At 34.7% G+C, this 21,561-nt stretch carries 20 protein-coding genes and 1 tRNA gene; 3 read left to right on the top strand and 18 right to left on the bottom strand.

Going from position 1 to position 21,561, the window contains the following annotated elements; translation table 11 throughout:
- Positions 1 to 36 precede the first annotated feature (36 nt).
- A complete protein-coding gene (locus G540_RS0101330; RefSeq protein WP_268888531.1) occupies positions 37 to 1,698 on the bottom strand; it encodes an APC family permease in 1,662 nt (553 codons plus the stop codon).
- 376 nt (positions 1,699 to 2,074) lie between these two features.
- Here G540_RS0101330 and G540_RS06830 point away from each other — a divergent pair, with 376 nt between their 5' ends.
- A complete protein-coding gene (locus G540_RS06830; RefSeq protein ID WP_081653516.1) occupies positions 2,075 to 3,487 on the top strand; it encodes an APC family permease in 1,413 nt (470 codons plus the stop codon).
- Positions 3,488 to 3,530: 43 nt separating this feature from the next.
- Here G540_RS06830 and G540_RS0101320 read toward each other — a convergent pair.
- From G540_RS0101320 to G540_RS0101310, 3 genes are all read right to left on the bottom strand, one after another.
- A tRNA-Arg gene (locus G540_RS0101320) sits at positions 3,531 to 3,604 on the bottom strand.
- Positions 3,605 to 3,659: 55 nt separating this feature from the next.
- Entirely contained in the window at positions 3,660 to 4,922 is a 1,263-nt protein-coding gene (locus tag G540_RS0101315) for a DEAD/DEAH box helicase (protein ID WP_027106535.1), read from the bottom strand.
- Positions 4,923 to 4,939: 17 nt separating this feature from the next.
- Complete coding sequence (locus G540_RS0101310; RefSeq protein ID WP_027106534.1) at positions 4,940 to 5,947, bottom strand: Gfo/Idh/MocA family protein; 1,008 nt, start codon at positions 5,945 to 5,947, stop codon at positions 4,940 to 4,942.
- 190 nt (positions 5,948 to 6,137) lie between these two features.
- Between G540_RS0101310 and clpP the strand changes: the two genes are divergently transcribed.
- Positions 6,138 to 6,722 (top strand): ATP-dependent Clp endopeptidase proteolytic subunit ClpP, encoded by a 585-nt coding sequence (clpP, locus tag G540_RS0101305; protein ID WP_027106533.1) that lies wholly within the window; start codon positions 6,138 to 6,140, stop codon positions 6,720 to 6,722.
- 98 nt (positions 6,723 to 6,820) lie between these two features.
- On the opposite strand, the gene G540_RS0101300 is transcribed toward clpP, so the two are convergent.
- Genes G540_RS0101300 through ulaG form a run of 7 tightly spaced genes read right to left on the bottom strand, consistent with a single transcriptional unit; the run spans position 6,821 to position 12,501 of the window.
- The gene (locus G540_RS0101300) at positions 6,821 to 7,519 is read right to left on the bottom strand and encodes an L-ribulose-5-phosphate 4-epimerase (protein ID WP_027106532.1); all 699 of its coding nucleotides are present in this window, start codon (positions 7,517 to 7,519) and stop codon (positions 6,821 to 6,823) included.
- A gap of 32 nt (positions 7,520 to 7,551) precedes the next feature.
- Positions 7,552 to 8,403, bottom strand: coding sequence for an L-ribulose-5-phosphate 3-epimerase (locus G540_RS0101295; RefSeq protein ID WP_027106531.1), 852 nt, complete (start codon positions 8,401 to 8,403; stop codon positions 7,552 to 7,554).
- Between the two features lie 28 nt (positions 8,404 to 8,431).
- The gene (locus tag G540_RS0101290) at positions 8,432 to 9,067 is read right to left on the bottom strand and encodes a 3-keto-L-gulonate-6-phosphate decarboxylase UlaD (RefSeq protein ID WP_027106530.1); all 636 of its coding nucleotides are present in this window, start codon (positions 9,065 to 9,067) and stop codon (positions 8,432 to 8,434) included.
- Between the two features lie 32 nt (positions 9,068 to 9,099).
- Complete coding sequence (locus tag G540_RS0101285) at positions 9,100 to 9,402, bottom strand: PTS sugar transporter subunit IIB (RefSeq protein WP_027106529.1); 303 nt, start codon at positions 9,400 to 9,402, stop codon at positions 9,100 to 9,102.
- A 52-nt stretch (positions 9,403 to 9,454) separates the two neighbouring features.
- A complete protein-coding gene (locus G540_RS0101280; protein WP_027106528.1) occupies positions 9,455 to 10,927 on the bottom strand; it encodes a PTS ascorbate transporter subunit IIC in 1,473 nt (490 codons plus the stop codon).
- Between the two features lie 18 nt (positions 10,928 to 10,945).
- The gene (locus G540_RS0101275) at positions 10,946 to 11,404 is read right to left on the bottom strand and encodes a PTS sugar transporter subunit IIA (protein WP_027106527.1); all 459 of its coding nucleotides are present in this window, start codon (positions 11,402 to 11,404) and stop codon (positions 10,946 to 10,948) included.
- 20 nt (positions 11,405 to 11,424) lie between these two features.
- Complete coding sequence (gene ulaG, locus G540_RS0101270; protein WP_027106526.1) at positions 11,425 to 12,501, bottom strand: L-ascorbate 6-phosphate lactonase; 1,077 nt, start codon at positions 12,499 to 12,501, stop codon at positions 11,425 to 11,427.
- 163 nt (positions 12,502 to 12,664) lie between these two features.
- Here ulaG and G540_RS0101265 point away from each other — a divergent pair, with 163 nt between their 5' ends.
- Positions 12,665 to 13,423 (top strand): DeoR/GlpR family DNA-binding transcription regulator, encoded by a 759-nt coding sequence (locus G540_RS0101265; RefSeq protein ID WP_027106525.1) that lies wholly within the window; start codon positions 12,665 to 12,667, stop codon positions 13,421 to 13,423.
- 78 nt (positions 13,424 to 13,501) lie between these two features.
- Here G540_RS0101265 and whiA read toward each other — a convergent pair whose 3' ends face one another.
- The 7 genes from whiA to uvrA form a co-directional block, all read right to left on the bottom strand.
- A complete protein-coding gene (whiA, locus tag G540_RS0101260) occupies positions 13,502 to 14,440 on the bottom strand; it encodes a DNA-binding protein WhiA (RefSeq protein WP_027106524.1) in 939 nt (312 codons plus the stop codon).
- 18 nt (positions 14,441 to 14,458) lie between these two features.
- Positions 14,459 to 15,478, bottom strand: a complete 1,020-nt coding sequence (locus tag G540_RS0101255; protein ID WP_027106523.1) for a gluconeogenesis factor YvcK family protein — start codon at positions 15,476 to 15,478, stop codon at positions 14,459 to 14,461.
- Positions 15,475 to 16,359, bottom strand: coding sequence for an RNase adapter RapZ (rapZ, locus tag G540_RS0101250; protein ID WP_027106522.1), 885 nt, complete (start codon positions 16,357 to 16,359; stop codon positions 15,475 to 15,477). The genes G540_RS0101255 and rapZ overlap by 4 nt, the downstream gene beginning before the upstream one ends.
- A gap of 97 nt (positions 16,360 to 16,456) precedes the next feature.
- Entirely contained in the window at positions 16,457 to 17,359 is a 903-nt protein-coding gene (gene sdaAA / locus G540_RS0101245) for an L-serine ammonia-lyase, iron-sulfur-dependent, subunit alpha (protein WP_027106521.1), read from the bottom strand.
- Positions 17,360 to 17,371: 12 nt separating this feature from the next.
- Entirely contained in the window at positions 17,372 to 18,031 is a 660-nt protein-coding gene (locus G540_RS0101240; protein WP_027106520.1) for a serine dehydratase beta chain, read from the bottom strand.
- Positions 18,032 to 18,171: 140 nt separating this feature from the next.
- Positions 18,172 to 18,642 carry an S-ribosylhomocysteine lyase gene (locus tag G540_RS0101235; protein ID WP_027106519.1) on the bottom strand — a complete coding sequence of 157 codons (471 nt, stop codon included), beginning with the start codon at positions 18,640 to 18,642 and terminating at the stop codon, positions 18,172 to 18,174.
- A gap of 84 nt (positions 18,643 to 18,726) precedes the next feature.
- A complete protein-coding gene (gene uvrA / locus G540_RS0101230; protein WP_027106518.1) occupies positions 18,727 to 21,549 on the bottom strand; it encodes an excinuclease ABC subunit UvrA in 2,823 nt (940 codons plus the stop codon).
- Positions 21,550 to 21,561: the final 12 nt, after the last annotated feature.

Raw genomic sequence — 21,561 nt, 5'->3', positions numbered from 1 at the left:
TATTCTTCCCTTTCTAACAAATCTATTGAGTTTTATTTACTTTGATTCATTTTTACTATCATCATGTTGTGGATTTACTTTCGTTTCAGCTGTGCTTACTTGTTCATTTGGTTTATAAGGTCTCTTAATACTCATCCCCATAGGATTTTGATCAGCTGACATCACAGCTGTGGGAACATTTGATAACACTTTACCTGGTTTTTTCAAACCTTCAATTTGCCATGTAAAAGGATCGAAATTATTATTAACATCGACCCATTCTGGATGACGTTTCGAAGCTTGATAAACGATAAAACAAATCCCCAAAATCACCGTCACTAAAATTAAAATAGTAGATACATAAACTACTGGTGATCCAACTTCAGCTGCAATTTGTGCTGGAGGATATAACGCTAAAACTATCCCAAATATACATGAACCTAACCCTACTAAAGCTACTACCCAAGCACCGAATTTCCCGCCAGGCACTTTAAAAGATCTTGGTCGATTAGGTTGGTTATATCTTAATTTCAAAAATGTAGTAAACATTAAGACATAGTAGAATAAATATAATACAGTTACAGTTTGAGTAAGTAAAATCACAAATCCTTCAACGTTTGGAACTAATTTCACCAAATAAGCTATCAAAGTCATCCCGATCATTTGTGTATACATTAACCGTGATGGCATATTAAATTTATTTTTATGTTGGAACCATTTTGGTAAGAAACCACTAGCACCAACTTGTCCCAACATAAATGATGGACCGGCCATATTAGTAACTACCATCGCAAATGTATTACATAGCAAAGCCCACGCTAATACCATATATAACCATGGCATCCCGATTGTAGCTCCTAAAACTTTAAATACTGAAAAGAGCGAGTAAACAATATTTAATTCATTATTAGGTATAACCATGGCAACAATTACCGTTCCCACTACAAAAATCATAAAAGCTATCCCAATTGAAATAAACAAAGCTTTCGTAAAATCTTTTCCGGGATTCTTGAGTTGTTTAATATGAGCAGCATTCATATCAATTCCTGTATATGAAAAAAAGACACCAGCCGCCAAAGCTAATGTACTAAATCCATTCCATTTTGGTATTAAATTTTTTGGTGCCATCGAAATTTCTGGGGTATGACCTTGCGCTAACCAAACGCCAGCTAAAATAATCATGATTACTAAAGGAATCAAACTCCCGATAATAACACCATACTTAGCCATTTTTGAAAACGCCTTAACACCTCTAGTCGCCATAAAAGCTAATAACCAATATAGGATAATCCAGCCTGTCATAATTAAAATTTCATGTTGTGGATTTTGCGCAAATTGAACCGCACTATCATAATGTGGAGTATAAAACATAATCGTTGCAGTAAAACTAGGCATTGTCATCCCGAATAAGATCATAGTTTGGAACCATAATATTAAAAGACACGCTAATCCCCATCCTTTACCAATTCCTTCACCAACCCAGCGGAAAATACCACCACGATTACTCCAACCGGATGCTAATTCTGCAGCAACTAAGCCCGTGGGAATAAAGAAAAAAATCGCACCCAAAGCAAAATAAGTTACCGATGATAATCCATAAAAAGCTTGTTGGACATCATTAGAAAGACTAGCAACCATCGAAACATTCATCATTGTTAATGCTAAGACAGAAATATACGTTTTTTGTTTAATTTTATGATTTGTTTGTACATCTGCCAATTCGACCATCTCCTTAAAACAATCCCTAATCATCTCGACTTACAAACTTAACAACCCCACGTAATATCCCGATAAATAACCTTATAGTAAGCAAAATCCTTCTTACAATTTCGTTATATACTCATTTAATTTTTTTTGCAAATATTATGACTTTTTATATTTTTATTATTTTTTAATCAAAAATATTATCTTGTAAACTTTAAAATCACATCACCTAACAATACGTTTGAATTGCTTTTTGAAAAAACAAGGACTATATTGAATTTGCAATATAATATTCCAATGATATTTTTACATTGATAACCCCACAATATATTGTGTAAAAATTATCGATAAATAACCTAGATTTTTACTTTATAATCTAGGAGGGATTGATATGACGCTAAAAAATAGTTCCACTAAAAAATTATCATTTATTTCTATCTATTTTTTAGGAATTAACGGTGTAATTGGTTCAGGTGCATTTTTGCTACCACAAGAAATCTACAAAGATATGAATTTATTAAGTGTTGTCGTTTTATTAGCTGCAGCCTTAACCGTTAGCTTTATAGCTTTATGTTACGCAGACTTATCTAGCAGATTTACTGAATCTGGTGCTGCTTGGGTTTATTCCTATAATGCTTTTGGTCGTTTTGCTGGTTATGAACTGGGTGTATTCATCTGGTTTTTAGGTTGTTGTACTTATGCAGCGGAAGTAGTTGCATTATTAACCACCTTAAAAAGTTTTTTACCAGCATATAATAATCAAGTTATTTATTTCTCTACTGCTATCGGTTTAATTGTTATTTTTTCAATTATCAATCTCTTTGGTCAAAGTTTAATGAAGATCATTGATAATATTTCATCAGCAGCTAAATTATCAACTATAGTTTTATTTATTTTAGTTGGGGCGTTTTTCTTAAAACAAGCTGACTTCACACCTATTATGCCAGTAGCTGCAGCCGCTAATACTGGAGCATTTTTCCATCATTTTGGTGCTGCATTTAGTGTTGTTTTCTATCTCTTTACTGGATTCTCATTTATTCCGATTGCAGCTCGGCAAATGAATAATCCAGAAAAAAATATTCCTCGTGTGCTAATAGCAGTTATGATTAGCGTAACAATTTTATATTCACTCATGATTTTAATTGCTATTGGGATTATTGGTACAAAAATGGGTACTTCTACAACTCCAATTGCCACAGCTTTCAAATCTGCAATTGGCCAATGGGGTTATATTATCATTATTATCGGCATGTTAATGAGTATTTTCGGTGTAGCATTTGCTTGCTCTTTTAATACACCAACATTACTTGCTTCGTTATCCAATGAACATGCCTTATTACCAAAATGGGTCGGCAAAACTAATAAATATGATGCTCCTTGGGTAGGCATTATTATGACTATGATTGTTACTTGTATATTGATTACTCAATCATATATCTTTTTAGTTTCATGTATTGTTTTAGCCTCCTTTGTTCAATATGTTCCATCTATTTTAGCTGTTATCAAATTCAAACATAACGGACAATTTCCAAACCATGGTTTTAGTTTACCGGGTGGTTATTTAATACCTATATTAGCTTTACTTGCTTCTGGATATTTAGTTTTTAATTTCACTTGGAAAACGATCACTGTTGGAGGTTTCGTTGCTCTCCTTACAGCTGCATTATATTTATTTGATGGTAAAAAAAGATTTGTTGCAGCTGAACAAGCTGGCACAGCACCAAAAAGAACAGCACAATCTTCACAAACTGCTGATCCAAACGGTGCAACAAAAGTTCGTCACCATAGTTATCATATTTTCTAAAAACAAAAAAGCGATGAGAAAAAATTCTCATCGCTTTTTATTATGTGCTTGATCGGAATCGAACCGATGGCCTATCGCTTAGGAGGCGATTGCTCTATCCTACTGAGCTACAAGCACACAACATAACTCTTTCAAGTATAGAAATCTTTTCAATACTTGTCAAATTACGTTATTATTTACGTTTGCCTTTATTCTTTTGATCACGTTGGCGTTTTTTACGTTTCTTTTTCGGTTTAGTAACAGTTTCCGCAGCAGCCTTTTTCACCTTAACTTTTTTCTTCTTAGGTGTTTTTGGTTTAGCATCAAGTGTTTCTTCTGGAATTTCTACTTCATCTTTATCGCTAACTAATTGTCCATGATAAATATAACCTGGAATCATCATAAAGTTTTCAGAACTAACTAATTGTTTAAAGTGACGTAAATCATGTTCATTACCGATATTAATTACAACACCTGGAGCACCCATCCGGCCAGTCCGACCAACACGGTGAATATAAGTGTTCGCATCTTTTGGTAAATCATAATTAACTACAGCTGGTAAATTCGGAATATCCAATCCACGTGCTGCTACATCAGTTGTTAATAACAAATTAATTTCACGTTTCCGCAAAGCTTTTAACGCTTGTTCACGTTCTTGTTTTCTTTCTTCACCACTTAATTTAGCGACTTTAACATGATGGTGTTTTAATTTATCATAAACATCATTTAGACTAGAGTTTTTCTTGAAGAAAACTAAGCCATAAAATTCATTCATATTAGCTAATCGACGTAAAGCATCTGTTCTTTTACGTGTTGGTGTTTCAACTAAATAATGAGTCACTTCACCTTGTGTATTATCAATCGCTCTTACATCATGTGTTACTACATCACAACCAAACCATTTATGCAATTGATGTAAAATATCTGTTTGTGTAGCAGAAAAGAAAGCTAATTGAACATCAGTTGGTGCACTTCCAACTAAAGTCCGACAATCAGCTAAAGTTTCATCTTGTAATAAATCATCAGCTTCATCGATAATAATACTTTTAACTTTATGCATTTTAAGTCTTTTTTCTTGAATTAAATTCAATAAGCGTCCTGGTGTTCCTACGATAATTTCAGGACGTTTTTTTAATTTTTCAACTTGGCGTTTAACGTTAGCACCACCAATAATTGGTGTAATTGTTAAATCTAAGACCTTTACCCAATCACGAACTACATTCGTAATTTGCATAGCTAATTCTTGAGAAGGCGCAATAATAATAAGTTGTGTTCCTGCTTTTGGTGTTAATTGTTCAATAATTGGTAATGTATAAGCTAATGTTTTTCCAGAACCTGTTGGTGCCAAACCTAAAACGGATTTACCTGCATTCAAATCAGGATAAACTGCTTCTTGGATTGGTGTTAATTCTGTAAAACCTTGCTTTAAAAATTCTTCTTTAATCTGTGGATTCATTGTGAACCTCGCTTTTTTTATTTTTCACTCGGAAAGTTAATATCAGCACTTTGGCGTAAATCATATAAAACTTGATTAACATTTTGTGCTAAATTTAACCATTCTTCTTCTAATTTTTGATAGTTTTTATTTTGAGGATGATTAATAATTCGGCTAAAAGCACTTGCTTCAGCTGCCATTAAATCATGATCTGCAGTTGTTTGACTAATAATTTCAATATTCGGTTGCTGATTACTAATTAATTTAATTGCTTTTAATTCACCAGCATGTTCAATCAAGATGGTTTTATCACTACCATAAATCTCACTATCCTGATTGGATTGATAAATCTTACTACAATTTAAAGTAACATTATAGTCTTTATATTTTAAAATAGCTAGTCCTTGTCCATCAATTCCATTCGCTAATTTTAAAGGGATATAACTTACTTCTTCCGGCATTCCAAACCAACTTAATGCTTCATATACTAAATACACGCCTAAATCTTGTAAAGCTCCACCAGCATATTTCAAAGTAAAAATATTAGGTTCTTTACCAGCTAGATAATCTAAATACCGTGATGAGAATTGGGCATAGGTTAACGTTGCTCCTTGGATTTGACCAATGTTTTGGACTTCTTCTTGTACAATTTTAAAATTTTCTTCATGTAAGTGTCGTGCTGCTTCAAAAAAATGTAATTCTGAATGTTCTTGTAAAATCTGACGAATTTCTGCAAATTCGCTCGGATTCACACAAGCTGGTTTTTCAACAATTACATTCTTACCAGCTAATAAAGCTTGTTTAATTTGGGAAAAATGTAAACTATTAGGAGATGCAATGTAGACTGTATCAAAGTCTTCACTAGCAAAAAATGTTGTTAAATCAGTATATAAGCTTGGTTGTGGTGTATATTCTTGACTAAATTCCGTTGCTTTAGCTAAAGTCCGTGAATAAACCGCTGTTAATTGATATTCTTTCGTATGCTGTGCAGCTTGTACAAAAGCAGTTGTAATCCAATTAGTTCCAATAATACCTAACTTAATCATTTTCCAATCTCCTCTCAATCATCTCTTTACTATTCTAACACACTTTAACCACTCTTTTGTTTCGATACATTATTAATTTAACAACCTTTTGAGAAGATTGACCTTGTTGCTTACTTAGTATAAACTAACATTAACGTTAATTTTTAACTCATTTTTTAGTTTAAAATGAGTTCTTATGGAGGTTTTCTTAATGAATTTAATACCAACAGTCATCGAACAATCATCTCAAGGTGAACGCGCTTATGATATTTACTCCCGTCTTTTAAAAGATCGAATTATCATGGTTTCTGGTGAAGTTAATGACGATATGGCAAACGCAATTATCGCACAATTACTCTTTTTAGATGCTCAAGACCCTGAAAAAGATATCTACATGTATATCAATTCACCAGGTGGATCCGTCTCAGCTGGTTTAGCTATTTACGATACAATGAACTTCGTTAGTTCTGATGTTCAAACAATCGTAATGGGAATGGCTGCATCAATGGCTTCTGTTTTAGCAACAGCTGGTGCTAAAGGTAAACGCTTCGCATTACCTAACTCAGAAATCATGATTCATCAACCATTAGGTGGTGCACAAGGTCAATCAACTGAAATTCAAATTGCAGCTGAACACATCTTAAAAACACGTAAATTAATCAACCAAATTTTAGCTGATCACACTGGTCAATCAATTGAAACAATTGACAAAGATACCGAACGTGATAACTTTATGACAGCACAACAAGCTGTTGAATATGGTTTAATTGATGATGTAATGAAAAACAAAAAATAAGCTTTATAAAAAGTAGTTAAGTATTTGGCTTAACTGCTTTTTAATTTACCAAAAAAGAGCTACCTTGAATTAATCAAGGTAGCTCTTTTAAAATTTAACTATTTCTTTTGACCATAGTAAGCATTGGCACCGTGTTTACGGTAATAATGTTTATCTAATAAATACTTAGGCAAGTCTAGATTTTGCTTTGTTAATTGTAAAGCATGGTAATCTACTTCTGCAACTACTTCTAAGACTTTCGCATTATACACAGCTTTTTCAGGTGTAGCACCCCATGTAAATGGACCGTGTTGGCTAACCAAAGTACCTGGTGTTGCTTCATAATCTAAACCACGACGTTCAAATTCTTCCACAATAACTTTACCTGTGTTTAGTTCATAAGCTGAATTAATTTCTTCTTCAGTTAATGCACGTGCTGCTGGAATGTCGGTATAGAATGTATCTGCATGAGTTGTATTGAAAGCTGGGATATCCATGTTTGCAGATGCAAAACTAACAGCCCATGGTGAGTGTGTATGCACAATCCCACCAATTTTTTCAAATTTCTTATATAAATAAGCATGCGTTGGTGTATCGCTGGAAGGATTTAAATCACCTTCAACAACATTACCATCTAAATCGACAACGACCATATCTTCAACATGTAAGTCAGCATATGGTACACCGGAAGGTTTGATAACAAAGAGACCTTTCTCCCGATCGATTCCTGAAACATTTCCCCATGTAAAGGAAACTAAGTCTAATTCAGGTAATTGCATATTTGCTTCATATACTTCTTGTTTTAAACTTTCTAACATACCTTAAATCTCCTTATCGCCTCAACTAATTATTAATATACTTCTTGAAAAATTTCATCAAAGAAAGCTTTCGCTGCTTTTACATCAGGAATTGGATCATCAAAGTTTTCTTGTGACCAAATTTCAACAGTAAATGTACCTTGATAATTTAATTTTTTCAACATGTATAATAAGCCTTTGAAATCGACACAACCTTCGCCGAAAGGTACGTTTTTAAACTTACCTTTACTTGTAGCTGTAACAGGTAAAGTATCTTTCAAATGAATGGCTGCAATGATATCAACGTGTTGTTCAATATCATCAATAATTCCATCACCTAACCAAGCGGACATATTGCCCAAATCTGGATAGGCTTGAAGCCAAGGACTTTTTATTTCGTCTTTGTATCTTTGCACTTTGGCTAAAGAATTAATAAATGGATCGTCCATTGTTTCGATTGCTAAAGTAACTTGCTTACTTGCAGCTAATTCGACACATTTGCGAAGATTTTCTTTATACAATTCTCTTGTCAAAACATCTTTTTCTTCATAGAAAACATCGTAGCCTGCCATTTGGATATTACGAATACCTAATTTGCTAGCTAAGTTGACTGCTTTTTCAAACATTTCAAGCGATTTTTCTCTGATTTTTGCATCTTTAGATCCTAATGGATATCGTCTATGACCACTTAGCATCATTGTATAGATTGGCACATTAGTTTCCCAAATCGCATCACGAAGTTCAGCAATTTGTTCATCCGTCCATTCAAGGCGCGCTAATCTTTCGTCGCTTTCATCAATAGAAAACTCTAAAAAATCGAATCCCAATTCTTTAGTAAGTTCTAAGCGTTCTTTCCAACTGATATCTCTAGGTAATGCTTTTTCATAAATACCTAATGAAACCATCGATCACTTACCACTTTTCTATAGTTTATTATCCCCAAATACGTTTGATTTCTGCTTGGAAATCCATTGCAGCTTGTTTAGGATTTTCAGCTTTAGTAATTGCACGTCCAGCGATAAATGTATAAACGTCAACACCTTCAAAAAGTGCTAATGTTTCTGTATTTAATCCACCTGTAACAGATACTCTAAAGCCCATTTCCACTAACTTTTTAACTTTTGTTAAGTCTTTTTCGCCCCAAGTTTCGCCTGCTAATAAAGCATCACGACTTTGATGATAAATGGCTTGAGAAATACCAGCATCTAACCATTGTTGTGCTTGTTCATATGTCCAATCACCGTATAATTCAACTTGAATTTCATCAATTTCAGCATTAGCTGCTTTCATTGTTGGAATTGTTGCTGAACAAATACATGTCATGTAGTCAGCACCTGCTGTGGCACAGTTGCGAGCAACTGTTGTCCCAGCATCAGCACATTTTGTATCAGCTACAATAATTTTTTCTGGATATAAAGCGCGGAAACATTCCACAACTTGACGTCCTTCTTGCAACATTAAAATTGTTCCGGCTTCGATAATATCAACTACGTCCCCCACGTTTTTAATATCTTCTAAAGCTGCTGCTAAATCATTATGATCACAAGCAATTTGTAATTTTGGTCTCATATCAATTCATCATCCTTCTCGTTATTTCAGTCTTATTTTTTAAATACTTCAGCTAAATCTGATTCTTCAACTTTTTCTTGAATTTCTTTAACTGACATAGGGTTCTTAATACCGATAACACGAACGCCTTTTTTAGCAGCATTTTCAAACATATTTACGAATGTTGTTGGTGTGAATACAACATCATAGTTTTTAGCTGAGTTTTTACCTTCTGAAATTGAGCAGTGATTAATATTTGTAATCTTGAATCCTAACTCTTTTAAAGCTTTTTCAGCTGTTCTCATCATCATTAAACTTGTACCTGAACCATTTGCACATGAAACTAAAACTCGCATTATAAGCACCTCTTATTTTTATTTTTTGTTTTTAAAATTTAATAACCTAATTTTATTTTTCTTGTAATTCTAACCATGCATCGTAATCTTCTGCTTTTAAGAAGTAACCTTCTTTATCAGCTCTGTATTGGAATTGTGGAATTGCAATTAAGATAATTACGACAATTGCGATACCGAAGTATCCTAAGAATTTCATAAGAACTGTGAATCCTGGCCAAATTGTTGCCCAGTCAAACATACCTAAGTAACCACCGTATGGTGCAAGGCCAACCCATGTAGCGATAAGAGCTGAACCAGCAACTTGAAGGATACCTGAGATGAATGGGAAGATCATAGCAGCTTTCAAACCACCACGGTTATTTGCGAATACAGCGATTGCAGCATTATCAAAGAACAATGGGATAAATCCAGCTACGATAATTGTTGGTGATTTGAAGACTAATAATAATAAGATCATTAAGAATTGTCCTAAAGCACCGAACATGAAACCTACTGTAACAGCATTTGGTGAACCGAATGCGAATGTTGCAGCAACGTCGATCCCTGGTACAGCACCAGGTAATAATTTGTTAGAAATACCTTGGAATGATTCTGTTAATTCAGCAACGAAGGTACGTACCCCTAATTGCAAGATAGCTAAGTAAACCGCAAACATTAAAGCTGTTTGTAAGATATAGAACACGAAACTTTGTCCAGGTTGCATGAAGCCACCTTTAATTAAGTATGTTGGTCCTAAAACGATTAAGATAATTCCGAAGAAGAATAACATCAAGATAGATGTTGCTACCATGTTATCGTTAAACATTGATAAGAAACCTGGTAATTCGATATCTTCTAAACGTTTTGAAGCATTTTCGCCTTTTTTACGGAATTTTTCAGCTAAACGAGCAAAGATATAAATACCAAACATTTGTTGGTGAGCGATAGAGAAGCTAGCACCTTCTGTTAAATCTTGTGTAATACCTACTGTTAAGTTGGAACCAACTGCCCAGTAAAGACCTAACATAACACCCATTGTGATTAACACTGGGATACGACCCATTTCAGGGAAGCAGAATAATAATAACCAGAAAGCTGTTGCAGCTTGTTGAACTTGAACGTTACCTGTTGTGAAAACAGCACGCATTTTTGTATATTTTTTCAAACGTACAGCTACGATATTAAAGACAAAAGCAATTAATAATAATAACATTGTGTCAGCAAAAGAACGTCCAAAGACTTCTTTAATACCGTGGTTGATAGCTTCTTGTCCGAAATAAGGATCAATAACTACCGCGCTTAAATTGAAACGTTCTTTCAAACCAACGATAATTGGTCGGAAACTTTTAACTAATCCACCAGAACCTACTGTTAAGATGAAGTAACCTACTGTAGCTTTTAAGAAACCTGAAATACATTCGTACCAAGGTTTTTTCAATAGGATATAACCTAAGAGAACAATAAACCCGATTAAGAATGCAGGTTTAGTTAGGATATTCGCTACGAAATAATCCCAAACTGTCATTAATACGTCAAATACAACCATTTGTTTTGTCGCTCCTTTTTACATATTGTGTTTGTTCATTACAGATTCAAAATCTTCTAAAGTTTTGATCTGCATTAAATCTTCAACCATACCATCTTGCATTAACAATTCTGATAAGTTTGCAATATTTTGCATATGTTGTTCTGAATCTTTAGCCGCTAACATAAAGAATAATTTAGCATCTTTTTCAGGATTGTTTTCTTCAAAAGAAACTGTTTCTGGCATAATTGTAAAGCCAATCCCTGTACCTAAAACACCTTGGTTTTCAGCACTTGAGTGAGGCATTGCGACACCTGGAATAATTACAATATATGGTCCGTATTCTTTAACATCGTTGACTACTTGATTTACATATTCATCAGTAATCAATGATTTGTCTTTTAGCACTTCTGCACTAAAACGAATTGCTTCTTCCCAGTTTTCTGGGACACGTTCTTCGATTTTTACAAGTCCATTGTCATGAAAATAACGTAACATTTGTTAATTCCCCCTAAATTTTATAAGAATGATGGAAACGGTGTGTCGTTGTCATTCTTAAATGCATCATGGAAACCGCGGTCAAACATGAATTCCATACGATCTTTATCGTTTGGATATGTGAATTTGCCCCCAACTTCCCAAATAAATGGTTTAAATTCATATTGAAGACGATCTTTTTTCATCTTCCAAAGTTCTGTGATTTCTTTTGGATCAGCCATAAAGTTTGTCCAAATATCATAGTGAACTGGGATAATAACTTTTGTATTTAATGATTCAGCCATACGTAAAATATCAACAGATGTTACCTTATCTGTAATACCACGAGGGTTTTCGCCGTATGCTCCTAAAGCAACGTCGATTTGGTTTTCGTTACCTTGTTTAGCAAACAAGTTTGAGTAATGTGAATCAGCTGCATGGTAAAGGTTACCACCACTTGTTTCGAATAAGTAGTTAACAGCCATAACGTCCATATCTTTAGGCATTTTGCCTTTCAATGTTGTATCTAAATCATCTTCTGTAACTAAAGCTGTACGGTCAAATGCTTGCATTGCCTTAACTGTTACAGCACCAACTTGAACTTCATCGCCAGGTTTAACTGTAATAAGTTTTTCTTCAGGAACGCCCCATTTTCTCCATGTTTCCACAACTTCTTTAGGACCAATAAATTTAGCTTTTGGACAGTTGTTGTTAACTGCTGCAGCTGTAACAATATCTAAGTGATCTGAGTGAATGTGTGTTACACATAAAGCGTCGACATCTTTAATTGCGAATGGATCGATAACGAATGGTTTGTTACGTAAGTTTGGTTGCATTGCTTCAACACCAGACATACGCATCATTTGGTGACCTTGACGCATTGTACCATCACCATGGCTTTGTTTACCTGTACCTGACCATAAGTCACATAAAATATTTGTATCTTCATGTGTCTTCAACCAAATACCTGTACATCCTAACCACCACATTGCGAATGTGCCTTTAGCTACTTTTTCAGCAGCGATTTCTTCGTTAAGATATGTTCCCCATTCTGGGAATGTAGATAAAATCCATTTTTCCCGTGAGACTTCATTAAGTGTTGTTGGTTTCTTTACCATAAAAAACTCCTCCATTACTCTTAAGCTTTTTGTTGCTATTTATGTTACAAGCTAAGTATATACCACCAAAAAACCGTTTTCAATAACTTTTTATGTTAATTTCACACGTTTTATGTTAAATTGAATGTACAAACTTGTTTTTTTGTTTAAAGGAGCTCATTTTATGAAAAATTCAAAAGAGAATATCAAAAAAAGAAGAGATGAGCTAATTGTATTTTTGTCTACTCAAGAATACTCAACAATTAGCGAATTAAGTGAGAGGTTTAACGTTTCAGAAATGACAATTCGGCGCGATTGTCAGATTCTAAAGAACATGAACATCATTACTCAACATCAAAACAAGCTTTATTACATTGATAAAAGTAATGATACTGACCACCATCAACAAAACATCATGAATAACAAGATTTCCCGTACAGCTGCTAATTACGTAAAAGATGAACAAATGTTGTTTATCAATTCTAGTTCTGTGGCGATTCATAGCTTGAATTATTTATCGGATAAACAATTCACTTTACTAACGAATAATATTTCAGCCATTGATTTCAAACGCAATCCAAAATCTACTTATCTTTTAAGTGGTGGTGAAATCAGTTTTGAACGTAATATTATGACTGGTGATTTGGCTTATGATTCCTTTAACAACATTCAAGCCGACATAGCTATTATCGGTTGTTCAGGTATTAGCTTAGACAAAGGGTTATCAACTTCAAAAATTTATGAAGCGCGAATTAACCAAAAAATTATCGAAAATGCTAATCAAGTTATTTTGGTAACTGATTATTCCAAATTAGGTAAGTCTTCTAACTTTAAAATAGCAAACTTATCTCAAATTGATATTATTATTACTGATAATTTTTCAGATCCAACTTTAATTAAAGAAATTGAAGATCTAGGTATTACAGTTGTTCAATTAGATTAAACACTTACTCTCTCTTAGCACACAAAAAACGTCTTGATGATAATTAACTTAATTGTTAATCGTCATCAAGACGTTTTTTTAATGATATTCGCCACGTAATTGATCAGCGTATTGGTTAATTTTACGTAACCTATGATTAATCCCTGATTTAGAAATCGGTCCACTCGGAACTAATGTTGCTAATTCTTTTAAACTAACTTCTGGATATTCCAAACGAATCGTTGCCACTTCTTGCAACTTAACTGGTAAAGTTTGAATTCCAACTTCTTCATCAATATATTTGATATTTTCAATTTGTCGATTAGCTGCATCAGCAATCTTATTCATATTAGCTGTTTCACAATTGACGATCCGATTCACGGAATTACGCATATCACGTACAATCCGAATATCTTCAAACTGTAACATTGAACTTGTCGCACCAATTAAAGATAAGAAATCAGCAATCTTTTCGCCTTCTTTTAAATACGTAATATAACCACTCCGGCGCTCTGTTTGACGTGCATGTAAGTTATAACGATTAATCATCTGACAAATTGTCGCATTGTGTTCTTCATACAAAGAATAGATTTCTAAATGGTAGCGACTTGTTTCGGGATTATTGACTGATCCTGAAGCTAAAAATGCTCCACGTAAATATGAGCGAACTTTGCCATCATCATCTAAAAAATCAAGCGGAACGGTTGCTTTAATTTGAAACCCATCTAAAATATCTAAATCTTTTAAAACATAATCGCTTCCGGTTTTCAAACGTACAATATATAAATTATTCTTTTTTAATTTCATTTTACGGCGAACAAGTAGTTCACTTTCAACATCATAAAACTGTTTCAATAACTTATAAATCCGACGTGCAATTGCAGGATTTTCCGTCTGAACATTCAACACAAATTGATGATCGACAATACTTAACGAACCATTCATACGAATCAATGCCATTAGCTCAGCCTTCGCATTACCGGCATAATTCACTTCTAAAGTCGTTAATTCTTTTTTGACATCACTCGCATATGACAAGGTCAGCCCTCCTCTCGTTTAATTACTTTCATTTTGTTTCCATGATAATGGTCGTCCCGTTAATTGCATTAATTCTTGCACAACACGATCGCCATTATGGTAAACTCCGCCTTCTTTTAAAGTTAAGAAATTATCTGAAATAACGCGACATTCTTGTTCACGTAAGCCCGCAAAATCATGTGTAACTTGTGTTAAATACTCATCACTTTTCGGTTGTTTTTCTTGAATTTTTGGAATAGCTTGCGTATTAACCAAAACTGTATCAATAAACTTTTGCCCCACATGTTGATTTAAAATCCGGACATGTTCTGCATCGGTAAAATGTTCCGTTTCACCCTTTTGAGTCATAATATTACAAATATAAATAACTTCAGCTTGGGTGGTACGTAAAGCTTCGCCAACATTTTCAATCATTAAATTCGGTAAAATACTTGTAAACAAACTCCCGGGGCCTAAAACAATTTGATCAGCGTTTTGAATTGCTTCAATAACTTCTGGCATAGCAGCTGGTACTTGCTCATCATTAGTTGTTAACCAAACTTTTTTAATAGTTTTCCCGGCACCAGCAATCTCTGTTTCCCCCGCCAAGATTTCTCCATCCATAAATTCAGCATTCAACGTTAATGGCATATTAGCAGCAGGATAGACATGTCCTTCAACGTTCATTAAAGCTGCTAATTCTTGAATAGCTTGGAAAATATTATCATCATTCATTTCTGACAAAGCTGCAATCACTAAATTCCCAATCGCGTGTCCAGAGAAAAACTGATCTTTAGAAGAGAATCGATATTGAAAAATATCTTTAACTAACTCTGGTAAATCTGATAAAGCAATCAAAACATTCCGAATATCGCCTGGTGGCACCACATTAATATAATCTCGGATAATCCCCGATGATCCACCATTGTCAGCTACAGTCACAATTGCGGTAATATCAGCATTTTGTTTTCTTAAACTTTTTAATATAACAGGAAGACCGGTTCCTCCGCCCATGACAACAATCTTTGGTTTTTTACGATACGTACTTACTTTTTTCATGAACGATTAACCGTTTCCTTTCTCTTGTTAATATCACGATGCGCAATATTAACTTGGTATTTTTCTTTTAAATATTCACCAATTTGATTTGTAATCGCAACCGACCGATGTTGTCCACCAGTACAGCCGATAGCAATCGTTACTCCAGCTCGACCTTCTTTTTGATAGCCAGCTAAAGCTACTTGTAACAATTCTTCAAATTTAGTAATAAATTCTTTTGTTTCCGCAAATTTCATCACATAATCCGCAACATCTTTTTGACAACCTGTTTGATTACGCAATTCCGGAATATAATATGGATTTGGTAAGAAACGGACATCCATAACAATATCAGCATCAATAGGAATCCCATATTTAAAGCCAAATGACATCACTTCAATATGAAAGGCCTTTTTTTCTTGCTGACTAAACCGTTTAAAAATTTCTTCTCGTAATTTCCGTGGTGTTTTATCACTTGTATCAATCACTAATTGAGATTGAACTTTAATCGGTTCTAACATTTCACGTTCTAATTCAATCCCTTGTAAGACACCACCATCAACATTTAAAGGATGCTTTCTTCGTGTTTCTTTATAACGAATTACTAACTCTTCATTGGACGCATCTAAAAATAAGACCCGAATATTTTCAGCTTGCTCTTCTGACAATTTCTTTAAAATCGCTAATGTTTCTTCATAAAAAGCCTTGGAACGCAAATCAATAACTAAAGCTACTTTATTTAATTTATCAGATTCGGTAATTAACTCCCAAAATTTCGGTAATAAAGTCGGAGGCATATTATCCACACAAAAATAGCCTAAGTCTTCAAAACTCTGAATCGCAACTGTTTTACCAGCTCCACTCATCCCAGTAATAATAACTAATTCTAGCTTGTCTAACATTTTAAGCTCCTCCTTATTTCAGTCCTTTGAAAATTATAGCACACGCTTGCTTTGTCTTTCATGCAAAAAGCGTTGTTATCACCAACAACGCTTTTCTTTAATCTTCATTTTGATTTAAATTAATTGACTCTCCAAAAATTTTCATCCGCATGCGAATCCCGGTTGGTGTTGCGGCCAAACCACCTTGACCTGTTTCTCTGAGTGATGCTGGCATACCTTGTCCAATTTCTTTCATTGCTTGAATAACTTCATCTGCCGGAATTTTATTTTCTAAACCAGCTAAAGCCATATCCGCTGCAGCTAACGCATTAACTGCACCAACAACATTTCTTTTAACACATGGTAACTCAACTAAACCGGCAACCGGATCACAAACTAAACCTAATAAATTACTCATGGCCATCGCAAAAGCTTCCGCTGCTTGCGTTGGTGTTCCGCCATTCAATTCAACCGCAGCCGCAGCCGCCATAGCAGAAGCACTCCCGACTTCAGCTTGACACCCGCCAGTCGCCCCAGCAATCATTGCATTATTCGCTGTAACCATCCCAAAGGCACTCGCTGTAAATAAAAATTCAATCATTTGTTCTTCAGTTAAATTCAATTTTTTATCAATCGCAAATAAGACACCCGGTAACGTACCAGAAGACCCCGCTGTTGGTGTGGCACAAATTACCCCCATCGAAGCATTGACTTCATTAGTCGCAATCGCATTTTCCATTGCCCATAACATCAAATCACCTGATAATCCTTTACCAGCTTCTCGATATTTTTTCATTTTAACTGCTTCGCCACCTGTTAAACCAGTCGGAGAAAAAACACCTTCTCCTTTTGTACCGCGTTCAACTGCTTCTTTCATAACATTTAACTGATTACGCATTTTTCGCCAAACAACCGTTTGTGATTCTTGCGTATAATCCATTTCTTGTTCTAAGATTAAGCGCCAAATTGGAAGTTCTCGTTCTTCGGCTGCTGTTACAATTTCAGCAACAGTTTTATACATTAACTCTTCCTCCTATAAACAAACGACTTGCTGACAGGCGTCTTGTAAGTCAGCTAAAACTTTTACGTTTGGTCTTTTATCTAATTCATAAATCACTAATACTGTTTCTTGATTTATTTCCTGGGTTATTATTTTTAAAACACTCGAACCACCTGCGGTAATCATGTTTTCAATCGTAAACATCTGTTCTACTTGAATCCATGTTAACAACATTGGTAAAGGACCTGTTGGTCGAATAGTAACACCATCGATTTGGATTTCCCGTAATTCAATTGTGCCTCCACCAACTGAACAACCAGCAACCACTACTTCTTTGTGTTCATTTTTAATTGTTAAAATTGCTGTATTCGGATGATGAATTGGACTTGGTTCTGTATGTTCAATAAAATCAATCTGAATACCTTGGTCTCGGGCAACTTCAACTGCTTGTGGTACCCGTGAATCATCTGGTTCCATGCCTAATACACCAGCTGCTAAAGCATAATCAGTACCATGACCCTTATGTGTCATCGCAAATGATTCATAATGATCTACTCGTACTGATTTAATCTCATCCGCAAAAATTTGTCGTGCTTTCCGTCCAATCGCTACGGCTCCAGCTGTATGTGAACTAGATGGTCCGATCATCGCAGGTCCGATAATATCAAAAACACTTCTATATTTTCCACCCATGGTTGCTTGTTTTACCTACCTTTTTCAATTTAAACTGCTAGCTTTATTTTAACTGTATCTGAGACGGAGTTCAATCAAATATTATAGGAAAAAAGATCGTCAGATTAATTTATCTGACGATCTTCATGGACGCTTTTATTTTAAATAACATTTCTTTCAAATGGTTCACTTGAAATACCTTCAGCTAAGATTTTTTCACACCATTCTTGCGCTGAGAATAAAGAATGATCACGATAATTACCACAACTCTTAATATCAGTTCCTTGAACATCTTCCCAAGTTGCTTTAACGATTGATTCTAAAGAAGCTTTCAATGCTAAGGCTACTTCTTTCGCTGTTGGTTCACCCCAAACGATTAAATGAAAACCTGTCCGACAACCAAATGGAGAACAATCAATAACTCCTTCTAAATGGTCACGTAAATATCCAGCTAACATATGTTCAATCGTATGCAAACCTGCTGTTGGAATTGCATTTTCATTTGGTTGAACTAAACGAAGATCAAAATTAGAAATTTTATCGCCTTTTGGTCCTTCTTCTACGGAAATTAAACGCACATATGGTGCCTTGACTGCTGTATGATCTAATGTAAAACTTTCAACTTCTGCCATTTTTAGCACTTCCTACTCTATAATATTTACTCTTTTACTTTATCATTTTCATATCTGTTTGCAATGGTTAACGACAAATTTTAGTTATTCTAAATATTTACGTAAATATTGCCCTGTATAACTCTTTGGTACTTGAATAATTTCTTCGGGAGTTCCGGTAGCGACCACCTGGCCACCATTCGCTCCACCTTCTGGACCTAAATCAATGACATAATCTGCAGTTTTAATAACATCCAAATTATGTTCAATCACAATCACAGTATTACCTTTTTCAACTAAACGTTCTAACACTTTTAATAAGCGACTAATATCAGCTACATGTAATCCTGTTGTCGGCTCATCCAAAATATATAATGTATCACCCGTAGATTTCTTATATAATTCTGCAGCTAATTTCATCCGTTGAGCTTCCCCACCAGATAAAGTCGTTGCTGATTGACCTAAACTCACATAACTCAAACCCACATCAGCTAAAGTTGTTAACTTACGTTTAATTTTAGGAATAGGCGCAAAAAACTCTAAAGCTTGTGCCACAGTCATATTTAAAACATCCGCAATATTTTTCCCTTTATACTCAACTTCTAAAGTTTCAGAATTATATCGCGTGCCATGACAAACTTCACATGGTACATAAACATCTGGCAAGAAATTCATTTCAATTTTCTTAATACCATCACCACGACAAACTTCACAACGGCCGCCTTTCACATTAAAACTAAATCTCCCTTTACTATATCCACGCAATTTAGCTTGATTTGTTTCAGCAAATAATGTTCTAATATCGTCAAATACGCCTGTATATGTCGCCGGATTACTTCGTGGGGTGCGACCAATTGGACTTTGATCAATATTAATCATTTTTTCAATATGATCTAACCCTTGAATTTGTTTATATTTCCCCGGTTTTTGTAAATTGTGATACAGTTTTTGCGCAATTGCTCGTTTTAAAATTTGATTAATCAAAGTGGATTTTCCTGATCCTGATACTCCCGTAACAGCCGTTAAAGTTCCTAACGGGAAATCAACTGTCAAATCTTGTAAATTATTTTCAGCGGCACCCACAACAGTAATTTTCTTTCCGTTACCTAAACGCCGTGTTTTAGGAACCGGAATTTTCTTTTTACCAGATAAATATTGCCCAGTTAACGAAGCTTGATTCTTCATAACTGCTTGTGGTGTTCCTTGAGCAACAATTTGTCCCCCATCTTGACCAGCTCCTGGACCCATATCAATCAAATAATCAGCCGCCAACATGGTATCTTCATCGTGTTCAACTACAATTAATGTATTACCTAAATCGCGCATCTTTTGTAATGAAGCTAACAAACGATCGTTATCTCGTTGATGTAATCCAATTGATGGTTCATCTAAAACATACATCACCCCAGATAAATTCGAGCCAATTTGCGTTGCTAAACGAATCCGTTGGGCTTCACCACCAGATAAAGTCCGCGCCGAACGACTTAATGTTAAATAATCTAAACCAACATTTTGTAAAAAGGTTAATCTAGCTTGAATTTCTTTTAAAATCGGTTCTGCAATCATTGTTTTTTCTTCAGAAAATTCCAAATTACTAAAAAATGTTAACGCATCTTGAATGGCTAATTCACTAACTTGACCAATATTTTTCCCATCCACTTGCACCGACAAAGCTTCTTCGTTTAAACGATAACCATGACAAGCCTGGCAAGTTAACCGTTGCATATAACGGCCCATTTGTTCACGCGTATAATTACTTGGAGAATTATGATAACGGCGATCGACATTCGGAATGACACCTTCAAAATACATTTCACTATCACGAGAAGGACCTTTATCCGAATTAAAAACAAAATGGAATTTCTTTTCTTGGTTACCATATAATAATAACTTTTGTTGTTTAGGAGTTAACTTATTAAATGGTTTATCAGTTGGTATCTTAAAAAATTCACAAGCTTGTTCTAATAACACCGGATAATATTGTGAACGAACTGGTTCCCATGGTGCAAAAACACCTTCTTGAATAGTTTTGCTGGGATCTGGTACAACTAAATCTAAATCGACTTCAATTTTCTCGCCTAAACCATCACATTCTGGACAAGCTCCATATGGTGCATTAAAAGAAAATAATCGAGGTTCTAACTCAGATAAAGTAAATCCACAATAAGGACATGCAAAATGTTCTGAAAATTGTAAAACCTCTTCACCTTGATTCAAATCAACATTAACATAACCTTTACCAATTTGAAGAGCTGCTTCTAAAGATTCAAACAACCGACTTCTGATACCTTCTTTTAAAACAATGCGATCGACAATAACAGCTAAATCGTGTGCTTGCTTTTCATCAATTTCGATTTCATCTTCAATATCATATAATGTCCCATCTAAAACAATACGAACAAAACCTTCTTGTTTCACTTTCGCCAATAAATGTTCTAATGTTCCTGTTTCTTGTCGTGCTATTGGAGCTAAAATTTGAATTCTAGTTCTTGCTGGATATTTTAAAATTTGTTCAACCATTTGTTCTGGTGAATGACGTGCAATCACTTGATGATCATTCGGACAAACCGGTGTTCCCACACGCGCCCATAACAAGCGTAAATAATCACTAATTTCCGTCACTGTTCCCACTGTCGACCGTGGATTTTTGGAAGTCGTTTTTTGATCTATGGAAATAGCTGGTGACAAACCATCAATCGCATCAACATCAGGTTTATCCATTTGCCCTAAAAATTGTCGCGCATAAGCTGATAAACTTTCAACATAGCGTCTTTGTCCTTCAGCATATAATGTATCAAATGCTAAAGAACTTTTACCCGATCCTGACAAACCAGTAATAACTACAATTTCATTTTTAGGAATTTTAACATTAATATTTTTTAAATTATGAGCGCGTGCACCCCGAATTTCAATTTCATTTTGTGCCATAACTTTCGCTCC

The organism is Ligilactobacillus ceti DSM 22408, from assembly GCF_000423245.1.
GTDB lineage: Bacteria > Bacillota > Bacilli > Lactobacillales > Lactobacillaceae > Ligilactobacillus > Ligilactobacillus ceti.
This window is presented reverse-complemented; position numbering and strand designations above follow the sequence as displayed.